Origin of the sequence: Lysinibacillus sp. NPDC097214 (assembly GCF_050277945.1) — a bacterium.
Taxonomy (GTDB): Bacteria; Bacillota; Bacilli; order Bacillales_A; family Planococcaceae; genus Lysinibacillus; species Lysinibacillus xylanilyticus_B.
In genome coordinates this window covers 76,060-93,286 of the sequence record NZ_JBNNSS010000012.1, presented here as the reverse complement: position 1 = coordinate 93,286, position 17,227 = coordinate 76,060, and the positions used below count along the sequence as shown (strand labels likewise).

The following is a 17,227-nucleotide window of genomic DNA, read 5'->3' as shown; positions in this document are numbered from 1 at the left end:
GGATTTGACGGTGCTATCCACGGATTTGGCGGTGCTATCCACGACTTTGGCAGTTCTATCCGTCACTTCGACTCTTCAATCCGTCGCTTATGCTCATACATCCGTCGTTCCAGCCAATCAATCCGTCGCTTGGGTTATTATCCGTCACTTCGACTCTTCGTTCCGTCGCTTAGACTCATTCATCCGTCGTTCCGGCCCATCATACCGTCGCTTTGGCGTGTCCATCCACGGATTTGGCGGTGCTATCCACGACTTTGGCAGTTCTATCCGTCACTTCGACTCTTCAATCCGTCGCTTGTGCTCATACATCCGTCGTTCCAGCCAATCAATCCGTCGCTTGGGTTATTATCCGTCACTTCGACTCTTCGTTCCGTCGCTTAGACTCATTCATCCGTCGTTCCGGCCCATCATACCGTCGCTTTGGCGTGTCCATCCGAGGATTTGGCGGTGCTATCCACGACTTTAGCAGTTCTATCCACGATTTTGACGTTCCTATCCACGACTTTGGCAGTTCTAACCGTCACCTTGGCACGTCAATCAGTTGCTCAGATTTCTTTCCGTCACCTCGGCTCTTTGCTTTAAATCGCTGCCAATTCAGGGTCATACTCACACTCAATCCCATAGTTATAACCCTAAATTCTTAGCAATAATCACTTTCATGACTTCGTTGGTACCTGCATAAATGGACATGACAGGAATGTCTCGATATCTTCTAGCAATCTTGTATTCTTCCATATAACCGTAGCCACCGTGTAACTGCATACACTGGACAGCGAGCTCACGGGCATTTTCTGTTATCCAGTATTTTGCCATTGAAACTTTTGTCACAACATCATTTCCTGCGATATGTTCCTCTATTAAAGATTCTAAAAATGCTTTGCCAAGTTCAATTTTCGTTGCCATTTCGGCTATTTTAAATTGCGTATTTTGGAAGTCGCTAATTGATTTTCCGAAAGCTTCACGTGATTTTACATAATCAATTGTTAAAGTAAGCATGTCCTCAGCAGCCGTTTGTGCGGCGATGGCAACCGCTAAACGCTCTTGCTGCAGTTTTTCCATCATATAGATAAAGCCTTTACCTTCTTCACCAAGGAGATTTTCGACAGGGACGCGACAATCCTCGAAATATAGCTCGGCTGTGTCCTGCGCGTGCATTCCAACTTTTTCGAGCTTGCGACCTTTTGTGAAACCTGGTGTCCCGTCCTCAATGACAAGGAGGCTAATGCCGCGATGTTTTTTTTCTGCCTGAGGATTTGTTTTTACAGCAACAACTGCTAAATTTGTATGAATACCATTTGTAATAAATGTTTTTTGTCCGTTAACGATATAATGATTGCCATCACGAATGGCAGTTGTTTGGATGTTTGCCAAATCTGAACCTGCACCTGGCTCTGTCATAGCAATGGCTGTAATATTTTCGCCTGTAACGCATTTCGGTAGCCAGCGTGATTTTTGCTCATTTGAGCCGTATGCCTCGATATAGGGCACGACGATATCGTTATGTAGACCAACGCCAATAAGGCTTGAACCTACACGCTCTAACTCTTCTTGAATAATAACGCCAAAACTAAAATCGAGCCCGAGACCGCCATATTGCTCTTCTACTTGAGGGCATAGAAAGCCCATTTCCCCAAGCTTACGCCAAAATTCAAGTGGAATAAGATGATCTTTCTCCCATTGTGGATAGTGTGGCTCGGCTTCCTCTGCTAAAAACTTACGTAAGGTTTTACGGAATAACTCATGTTCTGTTGATTCGAATTTATATTTTGTCATATGAACAACACCCCTTTTTTGTTCGTACATGCATAAATTTCCTCTTGCAACTATAATGTTACTGAAATATTCAGAAAAATTAAAGTATATTATTTATAGTTTTTTTGGTAATCGTATAATCAGGTCGAATTGAAAGAGGGGGTATTACTATAATAGGTTCTATTCTTAGACGCCCTGGGGTCTCATCTGAGTCCGCCCAGCCTCCAGTAGATGACAATATTGTCACTTTCCTAATTACAATGTCATGTAAATCATACGATTAAATTATATAGAAGTTGTACACTTGATATAATGAGCGGTTGCCCTTTTACCCTTACTTTCTAGAAGAGAATGCTATAATCAACTAAGACTATATGAAAGTAGGGAACAGAAATATGCCTAAAGTAATTAGTGGAATTCTTTTAATAAGTATATATAGTGCGTTAACTTTTTACTTAGGATGGGGATTAAGACAGTGGCTTGTGGCGATGGGCTGGTTCCGTTATCCAATTTTATATTGGTTAGTACTGTATATCATTGCGTTTAGTATTATTATTAGTAGATTGCACGAGTCTTTACGAATGTTTTCAATCATCAGTAATTACTGGATGTTTATTTTTGAATATGGATTATTACTTTGCTTAGTAGCGCACTTGATTATTTGGTTAAGTCCCTTTAACAATGTAAAGATAGTTGGCAGTATAGCAATTGCTATGTTGTTTGTACTAGTTTTTGTGGGTACCTATTTAGCATATTCACCTGTAGTCCGTCATTTAGACATAACGATGGATAAAAAGAGTAGTGAATTAGAATCGATGAGAGTTGTAGTTGCATCAGATTTTCATTTGGGAGTTTTATCAAATAAAAGACATTTACAGCGCTTCGTTACTTTATCGAATGAAGCAAAGCCCGATATCGTCTTTTTAGCTGGAGATATTGTGGATGATGATCCTAAATGGTTTGTTAAAGAGGGAATGGCAGATGTGATGAAGCAATTATCATCTACATATGGGGTGTATGGTGTACTTGGCAATCACGAGTATTATGGCAAGAAAATCCCTGAGTTTATTGAAGAGATGGAAAACGCAAATGTAAAAATTTTGTGTGATGAAACTATTAGAATCGATAATGTGTTAGTATTAACGGGTCAAGAAGATATTACAAACAAGGATAGAAAGCAACTAGATGCATTGAAGACAACAGAGGACTTGCCTTGGTTTGTTATGAATCATACCCCGAATGATTTAAGTACGCCTGCGAAATTGGGCGTAGACTTCCATATGTCAGGTCATACACATAAGGGTCAACTATGGCCCAATCAGTATATTACAGCTCGTGTATTTGAGCTCGATTATGGTTATAAGATGAAGGAGAAAATGCATACACTTGTTTCATCAGGTTTTGGCTTTTGGGGTCCTCCAATGCGACTAGGCAGCCGCTCCGAACTATGGGTTGTGGATATAAACTTTCGTTAGTTGGTGACTGTACACTCAGAAATCAACCCCACTTTATGGTAATGAGCTCATAGTGTATTTTATAATATGTTTGTATTTAATTAACAAAAGGTAAGGTGACAATGTGGATATCATTGAATTATTAAAGGCGCTTATTTTAGGCTTTGTCGAAGGGATGACGGAGTTTGCACCAGTGTCGTCGACAGGTCATATGATTATTGTAGACGATATGTGGTTAAAGACAGAGGAGTTTTTAGGGATGTATCCCGCCAATACATTTAAAATCGTTGTACAGCTAGGCTCTATTTTAGCCGTAATCGTTGTTATGTGGAAACGAATGTTAAATTTAGTAGGTCTCTATAAAATTGATGGCCAATCAAACTCAGTGAAAGGTCACTTCAACTTAGCGCATGTTATTGTAGGCATGTTGCCAGCAACTATAATAGGCTTTGCGGCTAAAGATTTTATCGATGATCATTTATTTAAAGTAGAGCATGTTATTTATGCTTTAGTAGCTGGGGCTATTTTAATGATTATTGCAGATAAATTTGCACCGAAAAGACCAAAAGTGGATTCGCTAGATAAAATTTCTTATGGTTTAGCATTTAAAGTAGGGTTAGTACAATGTTTATCACTTTGGCCAGGGTTCTCCCGTTCAGGCGCAACAATATCTGGTGGTGTTCTATTTGGAATGAGTCACCGCGTGGCTGCAGATTTTACATTCATTATGGCAGTACCGATTATGGCTGGTGCTAGTCTAGTATCTGTACTGAAAAACTGGGATATGCTATCTATGGATTATCTCGGATTCTATGTAGTGGGCTTCATTAGTTCATTTATCTTTGCGTTACTTTCTATTAAGTTCTTCTTAGCACTTATTTCAAAAGTGAAATTAATGCCATTTGCTATTTATCGTTTAGTATTAGCTGCTGTGCTAGCTGTTATTATCTTTATGTAATGAATAAAGTCACTCTTCTATTAAAGAAGGAGTGGCTTTTTTTTAGCGATTTTATCCCGTTCTAAGAAGAATGGAGTGGTTAATGAAAATCGTTTGTAAGTATGATGGATTATTGCTTATTGCGGAAATAGATATTTTTTACCTATTTATTGTCATTTCAGTTGTCTAGACAGTATAATTGATTTTAGAATTATTAGTTTTTAGTAGAATAGACATTGGTACGGTGGGGTGTATAAGTTGTTTTATATTGGAAATAAGCCTAAGGAAAATACAATTGAGATTAGTGAAGAATCAAGTATAGGAGTTATTATTCAAGATCAGGAACGTTTACAACAGTTAAATCTAGTAAATTTAACGAAAGAAGATTTGCAATTCATTAGAAGTTTAAAACCGTATGTTGAACGAAATGTCGCCGAAGTGGTAGCCGCATTTTATCAGGCGATTGAAAGTGTGCCAGACTTACGTGAAGTTATTGAAAAGTACAGCTCTAGTGAGCGTTTACGCCAAACATTACGCGGTCATATTATTGAAATGTTCGAAGGGCGTATAGACGATGCATTTTTGGAGAAGAGACGGCGGGTCGCAAAAATGCATGTAAAGATTAACTTGTATCCTAAGTGGTATTTAGCCGCCTTTCAAAACCTTGAGAAATTGTTAAGAAAGATTGTTTATACGCTTCAATTGACGAGGGACGAAGAAGAAAAGTTTTGTGAGGCGATTAGTAAAATATGTAACTTTGAACAACAGATTGTCCTAGAGGAATATGATCATTATGCTAAGACATTAATGGAACAGCAACAGGATAGTGTTCGAGTACATGTGAAGGAAGTTATAGGTGGGATATCTACGCAGCTAGATACTCAATCTCATAGCACGAATGAAACCGTGACCGAACTTGTTGATAACGCTAAAGAAGTGAATGAATACTTGAAGGAAAGTATCGATGAGGCAAAAACAATGCAAAAAGTATCATCTGAAGGTTATTCAAAAATAGTCCGAATCAATGAGCAAACAGGGGAAATTCATCATAAAACAGTTGAAATGTCGACAATGGTGGAGCAATTAAATCACTCTTCCTCGAAAATTAATGCTGTTATTGAAATAGTGAAAAGGATTTCAAATCAAACAAATTTACTTGCGTTAAATTCAGCTATTGAGGCTGCACGTGCAGGAGAGCACGGAAAAGGCTTTGGTGTCGTGGCGAGTGAAGTTCGTAAGCTTGCAGACCAGACGAAAAGTTCGGTTGAACAAATCGGGGACCTCATCACGATGTCGAATGGCATTACCAAACAAGTTGTTCAAGCCATTCATGAGATCCAAGAGCTAGTGAACAATAGTATTGAACAAAACTCGGAATCTTTAAAAGCGTTTGATGCCATATCTGGCTCAGTAAACGGTTCTATCTCAAACTTCCAAAACGTCGGACTGAAAATAACAGAATTGGCGGAAATTATTGAAACAATTGGGGAATCTTCCGAGGAATTAAAACAAGTTGCCAATCGTTTAGACACAACAATTAGAGACTTTTAACGACTATGCATAAAGCCTGTGCATAGTTTTTTTGCTTATTAGCATAGTGAAGTGTTGATTTCCGTTCCGGATGGGCGCTTTCCTGGGGGTGTCCGATGAGCCGCTTCGCTTCGCTGCAGGGTCTCGGGCCAACACGATGTTGGTCACGAAGGCGTTATCACAGGATGTGAGGGTTTTAGCCTTCGTTCCCCTATCACTGATCCCCGAGGAGTCGCCCATCCTCCACTCCAATCAACTTAGCCTCATGAACAAACCTTTTTGCCATCCACAACTGATAGGCCTAGTTTTATTTTTCACAAATAATAAGACAAAATCACTTTTCAGAAGGATAAAACAACAAATAGGCGGATGAAGTTTGGAAAGTGATAAAAAAGGAATAGTGTCATGAATGCAAAAATAAGAAATCCCTAGAAAATGAGCGTTCTAAGTGTTACGCTATAGGCGAATTGAGTAGAGAGGTGTTCGGAATATGAAAAAGAAATTATTTATTACACGTAAGTTTCCGCCACATATAGTTGAACCGTTGAAAGAGTTTTATGATATCAAACAATGGGAGGAGGAGGAAATTGTTATACCGCGAGAAAAACTATTGGCAGCTGTTGCAGATTGTGAAGTATTGTGGGTAACTCTTGCTGATCAAGTAGATGAAGAGTTATTATTACACGCACCCAATTTAAAACTTGTGACAAATTTAGCGGTTGGATTTAATAATATTGATGTCAAAGCTTTGCGTAAGCGCGGAATAATGGCGACAAATACGCCAGGAGTTCTAACAAATACGACGGCTGATTTTGTAATGGGATTATTGCTTGCGACGGCTCGTAGAATTCCAGAAAGCGATCGATATTTGCGTGAGGGCAAATGGAAAAGCTGGTATCCAATGCAATTAGTGGGGAAAGAAGTTTCAGGGTCCACGATAGGAATTATTGGTATGGGACGTATTGGTCAAGCTGTTGCAAGACGAGCAAAAGGTTTTGATATGAAAATTTTATACAACAATCGTAGACGTCGCCATGAGGCAGAGGAAATGTATGGTTTTCAATATGTATCGTTAGAGGATCTTTTAAAACAATCGGATTTTGTTGTTATTATGACACCTTATAACAATGATACGGTAGGACTTATAGGAGCAGAGGAACTTGCGTTAATGAAGGATGACGCGGTATTAATCAATGCGTCACGTGGTGGCATTATCGATGAGAACGCACTTTATGAGACGTTAAATAGTGGTAAACTGTGGGCTGCAGGGCTAGATGTTTTTGAGCAAGAGCCTATTGCGTTGGATCATCCATTGTTGACGCTTCCTAATGTTGTAGCACTCCCGCATATTGGTAGTGCCTCGCTTCAAACTAGAACGGCTATGCTGATGCTGAACGTTAAAGCACTTACTGCTTACGGACAGGGCCAAACTCCATCCAATCGAATAGATTAATGTAATGAAGAAAGGAGCACTTCTAATTGTGATGTGCTCCTTTCATGTTGATTAAGTATGGCTCTTGCAAAACGAGGGGTTGATTTCCGTTCCGACTGAGCGCTTTCCTGGGGGCGTCCGATGAGCCGCTTCACTCGCGGTGCTCGCTCCAGGGTCTCATCTGTGACGCTAATCCCCGAGGAGTCGCTCAGTCTCCACTCCAATCAACCACTTTAATTAAGGTGAGTAGCCATAGCCTCACTGCATAAAATTTATAAAAATTCTACGCGAACGCTGATTGGTTCCTTAAATGTTCCTTCTTCTGTATTTCTAAATAGCGTTCATTATTTATTAAACATATCAAATAAACCGCCAATGCCGCCTTCGCCTTTAGATTGACCGCCACCGCCTTGAGAAATTGGTGCTGCAGCGAATACGCGACTTGCTAATCGGCTAAATGGTAAGGATTGAATCCATACTTTACCCGGACCCTTTAAAGTAGCAAAGAAGATACCTTCGCCACCAAACAATGCTGTTTTTACGCCTCCAACCATCTCGATATCGTAATGTACATCAGATGTCATGGCTACTAAACAACCTGTATCAACACGCAATACTTCGCCTGGCTGTAAAACCTTTTCGTGAATAGCGCCACCTGCATGTACAAAAGCCATGCCGTCTCCTTCAAGTTTTTGCATAATAAAGCCTTCACCACCGAAGAAGCCAACACCGATTTTCTTTTGGAATTCAACGCCAACTGATACGCCTTTTGCAGCAGCTAAAAAAGCATCTTTTTGACAAATAATTTTCCCGTTTAATTCACTTAAATCCATTGGAATAATCTTACCAGGGTATGGAGCAGCAAAATACACATGACGTTTACCTGAACCAACATTCGTAAATGTCGTCATAAATAAACTTTCACCTGTAATTAGGCGTTTTCCAGCTCCAAATAATTTACCCATAAGACCACTTTCTAGGCTTCCTCTTGAACCATCGCCAAAGATCGTTTCCATATGGATAGCATCATCCATCATCATTAAAGCACCAGCTTCAGCTACTACTGTTTCTTGCGGGTCAAGCTCAACTTGCACATATTGCATATCGTCGCCATGTAATTTGTAGTCAATTTCGTGATTATTCATAATAGGATTCCTCCAAAATTCATTTTAATAGTATATACGATTATATGTTATGTAAGTTTCAATGAATAATTAATTATTTAAGAAAAAAAAGGAATAAGATAGAAAATGTCGAATATAAAAAACTAGTATGAGTATTTTTTATTTTCGTTTAGCTGAAAATTTGTGATTGTTTTTCAATGATCACAAAAGATTTTCATCCTGAACTGACATCAATGTTTAGCTAAGAGAAAAGAAAATCTCTGGTGATTGTCACCAATGTCGTTGAACCAAAAGCATGCTTTACAGATTGTTATATATTAAAAATTCGGAATTTTGACATATTTGATTCTGCATAGAGATTAATAGATGACATCTGTTTAAAAGCAATGCGACTGGTAGCGATGATACAGAGGCAACATAGATACTTCAGGGGGTGTTTGTAGTGGAAATCAAAAACTATATCGGTGGTAAATGGGCAACATATTCCCATTTACAAAGTATAGTAGTGACCAATCCTGCAAATGGGGAGCAGCTAGCTACGATACCGCGTTCTACGGCAAGTGAGGTAGATGAAGCGGTAGCGGTTGCAAAACAGGCACAAAAAAACTGGGCATTAGTACCTGCGCCAAAACGTGCTGACTATTTATATGCCATCGGTCAAAAAATGAAGGAGAAGAAGGAGCATTTAGCGACCGTTTTAACAAAAGAGATGGGAAAGGTCATTGAAGAAGCTAGAGGTGAAGTACAGGAAGGAATCGATATGGCCTATTATATGGCTGGTGAAGGACGACGGTTATTTGGGGAGACAACACCGTCTGAGCTAGCCAATAAATTTGCCATGAGCGTACGGGCACCTATTGGCGTCGTAGGGTTAATAACTCCGTGGAATTTCCCTGTAGCCATTGCTACCTGGAAGTCATTCCCGGCAATCGTTGCTGGCAATACGTTCATTTGGAAGCCATCGAATGAAACACCGATGATGGCGTATGAAATGGGTAAAATTTTTGAAGAGGCTGGCTTACCAGATGGCGTGGCAAACATCGTCTTTGGTACAGGGCCAACAGTTGGAACAGCATTAATTGAGCATCCAGATGTTAAGGTCATTTCATTTACCGGCTCTACAACAACAGGAAGTAAGGTAGCAGAGCTAGGTGGTAAACACCTGAAAAAGATTTCATTAGAGATGGGCGGCAAAAATGCAGTCATTGTGATGGATGATGCCGATCTACAGCTAGCAACTGAAGGAATCCTATGGAGTGCATTTGGCACTGCTGGTCAAAGATGTACAGCATGTAGTCGCGTGATCGTGCATAAAGATGTAAGAGAGGAACTAGAAAAACGTCTATTAGACGAAATGCATAAGCTAACAATTGGTGACGGTCTAGATGAAGGTGTGAAAATCGGACCTGTCATTAACAAAGCTGCATTGGAAAAGATTAATCACTATGTGCAAATCGGCAAGCAGGAAGGGGCGACGTTGTTAGCTGGAGGTAGAATTTTATCTGAGCCTCCTTATGACAAAGGGTCTTATTATGAGCCTACACTATTTACCAATGTGAAGCCTGACATGATTATTGCACAAGAAGAAATCTTTGGTCCGGTCGTTTCTCTTATTGAAGTAGCAAGTTTAGATGAAGCAATCGAAGTAAACAATGGCGTAAAATTTGGCTTATCCAGTTCAATTTTTTCACAAGATGTGAATACGATTTTCCGCGCACAACGAGATTTAGATACAGGTATTGTTTATGTGAATGCTGGCACAACGGGTGCTGAAATCCATTTACCATTTGGTGGGACAAAGGGTACGGGGAATGGTCACCGTGACTCGGGTGTAGCTGCCTTGGATGTCTATACAGAGTGGAAAAGTATTTATGTAGACTATAGCGGGAAATTACAAAGAGCACAAATCGATACAGAATAACAGATCAATGAAAGGGGATGTTCTTGATGAAAGTTGTTGTATTAGGTGCAGGTTTAATGGGGAAAGAGGTAGCTCGTGATTTAATAAAAAATAGCAAAGTAGAGTGTGTATTTTTAGGGGATATTGACGTAAAAATAGCGCAGGACTTTGTGGACTCGTTAAATACAGATAAAATTGAGGTTGTAGAGCTTCATGCTGAGCGCGATGACTCGTTAATGGAGGTTATTTCAAAAGGCGACGTAGTCGTTAATGCATTATTCTATGCCTTTAATGAGCGTGTAGCAAGAGCAGCCATCGCGGCGGGTGTTCATTCCGTTGATTTAGGTGGTCATATTGGCGGTGTCACAGAAAAAATATTAGGTCTCGACGAAGAGGCAAAAGCAAAAGGTGTAACCATTATTCCAGACTTAGGTGTTGCGCCAGGTATGGTCAATATTTTAGCAGGTTACGGTGCTTCGAAATTAGATGAGGTGGAATCTATTAAACTATTTGTAGGCGGTATTCCTACAGAGCCGAAGCCACCTCTTAACTATACACGCGTATTTTCTCTAGATGGTGTCTTTGATCATTATACAGATCCATCAAAAGTGATTCTAAAAGGTAAACTTCAAGAAGTTCCGTCGTTATCAGGCGTTGAACCTATTTATTTCAAAGATTTTGGTGTGCTTGAGGCATTTTATACGGCTGGCGGTATATCGACGTTGGATAAGACATTCCCAAATGTCCAAACACTAGAATATAAAACAATTCGTTATAAAGGGCATGCAGAGAAATTTAAGCTATTAGCCGATTTAGGATTCCTCGATGCTAGTAATAAGGTAGAGGTAGAAAATCAGGAGGTTTCTGTACGTCCAGTTGTTCGTGAGGCACTTAAAAAGCAACTTGAGCTTGGTACAAAACCAGATGCAGTGCTATTGCGTGTTATTGTAGCGGGTGAAAAGGCACAGCAACAAGTGACGTATGAGTACGAAATGGTTGTGCGTAAAGATATGACGATTAATGAAACAGCTATGGCTCGTGCAACAGCCAATACAATTTCTGTCGTTGCTCAAATGATTGGAGAAAATAAAATTTCAGAGCGCGGTGTATTTGCACCTGAATCAATTGTACCGGGCGACATTTATATTGAAGAAATGGCCAAACGAGGTGTAGTTATTAAGGAAACATCTCATACATCTGCAATGATCGTGAAATGGTAGGTGCTAGGTCATGAATTTCGAATTTACCACTGAGCAGGAAATGTTACGTAAAACAGTACGGAAGTTTGTGGATGATGAGATACTTCCACATATTGCGAAGTGGGATGCTGAAGGCGGCTTCAATCCGAAGATTTGGTCAAGACTGGCTGAGCTCGGCTTAATGGGCGTTTGTGTTCCAGAGCCATACGGTGGCAGTGGTATGGATTACAATGCACTCGCCATCGTTTGTGAAGAGCTTGAACGTGGAGATACAGCATTTCGTACAGCTGTTTCAGTTCATACAGGCTTGAATAGCATGACCTTAATGCAATGGGGAACAGAGGCTCAAAAACAGCAATATCTTGTTCCGCAGGCGAAAGGTGTTCGGATTGGAGCGTTCGGTTTAACAGAGCCTGGAGCGGGGTCAGATGTAGCTGCTATGTCTACCACCGCTATAAGGGATGGAGACTTTTACGTATTAAATGGGCAGAAAACATGGATTTCCTTATGTGATATAGCTGATCATTTTATCGTTTTTGCCTACACAGATAAATCGAAGAAGCATCATGGCATTAGCGCATTTATCGTGGAGCGTTCCATGGCGGGCTTTACGTCGAAGGCGATTAAAGGTAAATACGGTATTCGTGCAGGTAATACTGGTGAGCTCTTTTTTGAAAATCTACGTATACCTGTAGAGAATCGTCTAGGAGAAGAAGGAGAAGGCTTTAAAATTGCAATGTCCGCGTTAGATAATGGTCGTTTTACCGTAGCTGCTGGCGCCGTCGGTCTCATTCAAGCGTGTCTCGAGGCGAGTGTGAAATACTGTCATGAACGCGAAACATTTGGAAAGCCTATTGGCGAGCACCAGCTAGTAGGGCAAATGATTGCCAAAATGGAAGCGGGCTATCAAATGAGCCGCTTACTTGTCTATCGTGTTGGAGAATTAAAAAACAAAGGTGTACGTAATACGCGAGAGACATCATTAGCAAAGTGGCAGGCTTGTGATTTTGCCAATAAAGCTGCGGATGATGCGGTACAAATTTATGGAGCATATGGTTATTCGGATGAATATCCAGTCGCCCGTTATTTGCGTAACTCGAAAGCACCCGTTATCTATGAAGGCACGCGGGAGATTCATACAATTATGCAGGCTGACTATGTATTAGGAACACGCCAAGATAAGCCGTTAGCAAAAATGCTACCGAAATGGCCATAAGGATAAACGAGAGGAATTCACTCCCTCTCGTTTTTCTTTTATTTATTTGATGAAAAATTCAGAAGAATGTAACTCTTTTGCTCTTAGTTAGTCTAATTTATAAACAACTTTATGAAAGGTAGGAAAAATGATGAAAAATAAGTGGACAGCATTGCTAATCATCATCGTACTAGCTATTTTGCCAGGAATTTTTACGCTCATGTCGACCCCAAAAGTAGAGGCACAGACTACAAGTGCGAGTATGACAACTCATAACTGGCAAGTATCCTTTACGAATGCACTAAAGGCCAGCAAAATAACGGAAGACAATGTTTACGTAACAAATAGCAAAAATCAAAAGGTAACAGCAACTGTTGCATTGACAGATGATAACAAGACCATTCTCATTAGCGATTTAGCACCCGGAAGCTATAAATTACATGTGAATAAAGAAGCGTTTGCACTAGGTGGACCTAAAATAACATCGCAAGAAATAGCGTTCACCATCATTGAAAAGCTTGAAGCTGTCAAATCAGAAAAAGAGCTACAACAATATTTTGAAACACTTTTAGCAAATGAACAAAGAGAGGTGCAAGTAGAAGCAAACGCAGAAGTGGCGAAGAGCGAGGACAAAGCAAGTTCGAACAACTCCTCTACAACGAATAATCAGGTCGAAGGCGTGGAGGAGGGGGATATAGTTGTTGTCAAAGATGACTATATTTACGCTGTAAAAGATCAGAGCATTACTGTAGTGGATGCAATAAACCCGAAAAATTTAAAGCTAGCAACAACGATCAAGATGAAGGAATCACAATATATTTCGAAGCTAGCAGTATACGACCATATATTAATAGCAATTAGCAATGAATATTTAGAAAAAATAGGCACAAGCATGACGACAGCTTCGTTATATGATATTTCAAATCCAAAAAATCCAAAGCTATTACGTGAAGTGGGGCAAGAGGGGTATTTACAAGATATTCGAATTACAAATGACACATTATATTTAATCGGTAATATGTATCCGAATTATTGGATGCTTAGAGAGAAAAAAGCGCCGGATTTAAAACCGAAAACATATGATAGTGTAGAAGGAAAAGAATATAAAAGTTTACCGCTAGAGAAGATTTCTATTTTACCAAATACAATGGATGGAACATATAGCTTAATGACAGCAGTAGATTTAAAAAATGGTGCTAAGAAAACGGCGAATACGAAAGGATACTTAGGTGGTAGTAGTGGACTTTATATGTCGGAGAACTCACTTTATTTAACAACACCCATTTATGATGGAAATCCAGTGCCTGCTGCTGGCCTCATTATGGATAGAATCTGGATGCCAAGAACAACGAATACACAAGTTTTTAAATGGAATGTTGATGGAACTGCCATGAATTTTGTTGGTACTACGGAAGTAAAAGGATCCGTGTTAAATCAATACTCAATGGATGAATATGACGGTAATTTCCGTATCGTGACAACGGAAGGAAATGCCTGGGATGAACAACAAATATCAAAAAATCACCTATTTATTTTAGATAAAAACTTACAACAGCTCGGTGCAGTAAAAGATTTAGCTCCTGGTGAAAAAGTATATTCTGCACGCTTTATGGGCGAAAAAGCATATATCGTAACATTCAAACAAGTGGATCCACTGTTTGTGATTGATGTAGCAAACCCGAAAAAGCCAGCTGTGCTAGGGAAGCTAAAGATTCCAGGCTTTAGTAACTATTTACATCCATTAGACGATACACATTTAATCGGTATTGGCTATGATACGGAGCAACGCTATGATGCCTATTCGAAGCGGAATTTTACGGTGACAACGAATATGAAAATGTCATTGTTTGATGTGTCAGATTTCAAACATCCAAAGGAACAATCAACAGTAAAAATCGGTGGAAAAGGGTCGTACTCCGATGTTCAATACAACCCTAAAGCGTTATTCCGCAACAAGGAATACAACTACTTTGGTTTCCCAGTTGTCCTGTATGATGCAGGAAAGGGCGATGAAATTGTCTACAAAGGTCAAGGCGCACACATCTATGAAATCACTGCAGATAAAGGCATCGTACTAAAAGGAAATATCGTTAATAAAAGCAAGGGCGATCAGTATGAAAATTGGGAGCAGCTTGTACAGCGAGTAGTCTATATAGATGACGCTCTTTACACAGTAGCTCGCAATGAAGTAAAGAGTTATCAGCTAAAAGACTTCAAACCACTTGATACATTAACAATTAAATAAGCAAAAAGTCCAATAAACTCAATCTTGAGGTTATTGGACTTTTCATGTTGTTGAAAATCTATTATATCAATGAATTTCACTTTGCTGCAGGGTCTCATCTGTGACGCTGATCAGTCGCCTACGCCACTCACAAGCATGTATTTTCTGGCATGTCATTCTAATTTATAGTGAAGGGAAAATATAAAGGAAGATGAGCTACATAATGGTATCTGTTGATGAACTTATATGAATAATAGCCATCTAATATTTTCCATCCTAAGTATTTTTTGCAATTTTCAAATATTTGAATTACAATTAAAACAGTCACTAAAATATTGATATATCTTATGGCATCTTATTTACCTTATAATTATGATTTTTTATTAAAGTTAATAAAAGGATAAAAAGTAATAATCAAATGAGACAAGTTGGTTCGATAAAATTACTTGAAAATATAGCTTTATTCTCAAATAAAGTGATTGTCGAATAAACGGAAATAAAGAGGTAGATATAATGAAAATAGGAGAAATTATTAAATACTATAGAAGAAAAAACTCAATGACTCAAGAAAACTTATCACAAGGAATTTGCTCTGTTCCTTATTTAAGTAAACTTGAAAATAATCAGCTAAACCCTAGTGATCATATTATTAAACTTTTATGTAAGAAAATGAATCTTGTATATAATGATTTGCATAATTTAGAGGATAACCAATTATTAAATGATTTGTTTAATTGGTATGAATTAATTAACCAGAATAACTATGAACAGGCATTTTCCAAAAAAGAGGAAGTCAATTCAAAGCTAGAATATATAACTGATATGCAAATAAAAATTTATTATGAAATTTTTTCAATTTATTTTTATATTAAATTTGAAAAAATTTGTGATAACAAGGTTCTTGAAAAAATGGATAATCTCAAAAATAAATCCATTTTAATGAATCTAAGACAGCAATATTATATGAATAAAGTTCAAGGCTATTATTTTTACAAAAAAAGCAATTGGAAAAATGCTTTAATTTTTTTCGAAAAGGCATATAAAATCGGTTGTGAAATTGATATTAATGAAGCAGATAATCTATATACTCTTGCTATAATATACAGTCGTTTAAATAATTATGTTAATTCAAGAAAATATATAAAAGAGGCTAAAACTATTTTCTATAATAATTTAGAGTTTAAGAAAGTATTAGACTGTGAAACAGTTATAGCAATTAATTATTTACTAGAAAAAGAATATTCTTTAGCTAAGACAGCATTCGAAAAAATATTAAATAATAAATACTTAGACCAAGAAAGTAAAGCCAGCGTCCTACATAATTTAGGCGTTTTATATTATGAAAATAATGAACTTGTAAAATCCAAAAATAGTATTATTGAAAGTATTAAATACAATGAGCGTACTGACAATTTATTTCTATTGAAATCATACTTCATGCTCTCTAATATCTCTATTAAGTTAAATGAACCAATTGATGAATACTTAAATTTAGGGTTATCACTCTCTGAAAAAACTGATAATAAAGAATATTTTTATAAGTTTAAATTACTTAAATATAAAAATGATAAAACTCTTTCGATAGACAAAAATATAATCATTTTTTTAAATGATGATGTAATACCTTACTTTAAAACCTTTGGAGATAAAGACGATTATATAGAAGTTTTAACTCTACTTGGAAATAAATATTACCAACATAATCATTATAAAAAAGCTGCAGATATTTATTTTCAGCTTGTTGAGGAATTATCAATTGAAGGAGGTGAATATGATGAAAAGTAATATTTTAAAAATTATAATTTTAATTGCTGCGATTAGTTTTATTGTAATTCCTAAAAATCAAAGTATTACAAGCGAAGTGATTTATCCACCAATCGATGCACCAGCAAGCGAGGTAATTTACCCAACAAGCGAAGTGATTTATCCACCAATCGATGCACCAGCAAGCGAGGTAATTTACCCAACAAGCGAAGTGATTTATCCACCAATCGATGCACCAGCAAGCGAGGTAATTTACCAAACAAGCGAAGTGATTTATCCACCAATCAAGGTACCAACAAGCGAAGTAATTTATCCACCAATCAAGGGAATTTAAAAATCTACATATTTGAATATAAAAACAAATTAGTTTAAACACAAATATGTCTAAAGATCGAATGGGACTTCTAAACGATGTGCCCATTCGATTTTTTGTTTTTTTTTTGAAACGTTATATCTTGCCAGTACTATAAAAATTATAAATTATAATAAAAATTATAATATTTCTGTATTCAAATGTAGAATATTCTGGAATTTTCTCAATACAAAACAAATCAAATGAATGTTAACATTTATTTATAGAAAATTTAATCAATAAACAATTTTCTAAAAATGACCAGGGGGTGAATTTAATGAATACACAAAGTGAACTTTGTATCGGTGAAGTTGCTGATGCACCTACAACTAACGGTAACCAAAAATAATTTAATTTCACAGAA

13 protein-coding genes are annotated in these 17,227 nt (G+C 37.8%); 11 read left to right on the top strand and 2 right to left on the bottom strand.

Translation table 11 applies throughout. The features are described 5' to 3' along the window. Positions 1-239: 239 nt before the first annotated feature. The gene (locus ACQKMI_RS21405; RefSeq protein ID WP_427492206.1) at positions 240-644 is read left to right on the top strand and encodes a hypothetical protein; all 405 of its coding nucleotides are present in this window, start codon (positions 240-242) and stop codon (positions 642-644) included. Here the strand turns inward: ACQKMI_RS21405 and ACQKMI_RS21400 are convergent. Beyond that, positions 625-1,773, bottom strand: a complete 1,149-nt coding sequence (locus ACQKMI_RS21400) for an acyl-CoA dehydrogenase family protein (RefSeq protein WP_427492204.1) — start codon at positions 1,771-1,773, stop codon at positions 625-627. The two genes, ACQKMI_RS21405 and ACQKMI_RS21400, sit on opposite strands and share 20 nt — an antisense overlap. A 374-nt stretch (positions 1,774-2,147) precedes the next feature. Between ACQKMI_RS21400 and ACQKMI_RS21395 the strand changes: the two genes are divergently transcribed. From ACQKMI_RS21395 to ACQKMI_RS21380, 4 genes are all read left to right on the top strand, one after another. Then, positions 2,148-3,227: a metallophosphoesterase gene (locus tag ACQKMI_RS21395; RefSeq protein WP_427492202.1), complete on the top strand. Its 1,080-nt coding sequence runs from the start codon at positions 2,148-2,150 to the stop codon at positions 3,225-3,227. Between the two features lie 103 nt (positions 3,228-3,330). Continuing rightward, entirely contained in the window at positions 3,331-4,164 is an 834-nt protein-coding gene (locus ACQKMI_RS21390) for an undecaprenyl-diphosphate phosphatase (RefSeq protein WP_427492200.1), read from the top strand. A gap of 237 nt (positions 4,165-4,401) precedes the next feature. Beyond that, positions 4,402-5,694 (top strand): protoglobin domain-containing protein, encoded by a 1,293-nt coding sequence (locus ACQKMI_RS21385; protein ID WP_427492198.1) that lies wholly within the window; start codon positions 4,402-4,404, stop codon positions 5,692-5,694. A gap of 469 nt (positions 5,695-6,163) precedes the next feature. Next, positions 6,164-7,126 carry a 2-hydroxyacid dehydrogenase gene (locus ACQKMI_RS21380; protein WP_427492196.1) on the top strand — a complete coding sequence of 321 codons (963 nt, stop codon included), beginning with the start codon at positions 6,164-6,166 and terminating at the stop codon, positions 7,124-7,126. Positions 7,127-7,449: 323 nt separating this feature from the next. On the opposite strand, the gene ACQKMI_RS21375 is transcribed toward ACQKMI_RS21380, so the two are convergent. Further along, entirely contained in the window at positions 7,450-8,250 is an 801-nt protein-coding gene (locus ACQKMI_RS21375; protein ID WP_427492194.1) for a TIGR00266 family protein, read from the bottom strand. A 421-nt stretch (positions 8,251-8,671) separates the two neighbouring features. On the opposite strand from ACQKMI_RS21375, the gene ACQKMI_RS21370 reads away from it, so the two are divergent. The 6 genes from ACQKMI_RS21370 (at position 8,672) to ACQKMI_RS21345 (ending at position 16,845) form a co-directional block, all read left to right on the top strand. Further along, positions 8,672-10,150: an aldehyde dehydrogenase family protein gene (locus tag ACQKMI_RS21370; RefSeq protein ID WP_323650945.1), complete on the top strand. Its 1,479-nt coding sequence runs from the start codon at positions 8,672-8,674 to the stop codon at positions 10,148-10,150. 26 nt (positions 10,151-10,176) lie between these two features. After that, positions 10,177-11,349: a saccharopine dehydrogenase family protein gene (locus ACQKMI_RS21365; RefSeq protein ID WP_427492192.1), complete on the top strand. Its 1,173-nt coding sequence runs from the start codon at positions 10,177-10,179 to the stop codon at positions 11,347-11,349. Positions 11,350-11,359: 10 nt separating this feature from the next. Beyond that, a complete protein-coding gene (locus tag ACQKMI_RS21360) occupies positions 11,360-12,544 on the top strand; it encodes an acyl-CoA dehydrogenase family protein (protein ID WP_427492190.1) in 1,185 nt (394 codons plus the stop codon). Positions 12,545-12,674: 130 nt separating this feature from the next. Beyond that, positions 12,675-14,768: a beta-propeller domain-containing protein gene (locus tag ACQKMI_RS21355; protein ID WP_427492188.1), complete on the top strand. Its 2,094-nt coding sequence runs from the start codon at positions 12,675-12,677 to the stop codon at positions 14,766-14,768. A 492-nt stretch (positions 14,769-15,260) separates the two neighbouring features. Continuing rightward, positions 15,261-16,532 carry a helix-turn-helix domain-containing protein gene (locus tag ACQKMI_RS21350; protein WP_427492186.1) on the top strand — a complete coding sequence of 424 codons (1,272 nt, stop codon included), beginning with the start codon at positions 15,261-15,263 and terminating at the stop codon, positions 16,530-16,532. After that, entirely contained in the window at positions 16,522-16,845 is a 324-nt protein-coding gene (locus tag ACQKMI_RS21345; RefSeq protein WP_427492184.1) for a hypothetical protein, read from the top strand. Before ACQKMI_RS21350 ends, ACQKMI_RS21345 begins: the two co-directional genes overlap by 11 nt. Positions 16,846-17,227 lie beyond the last annotated feature (382 nt).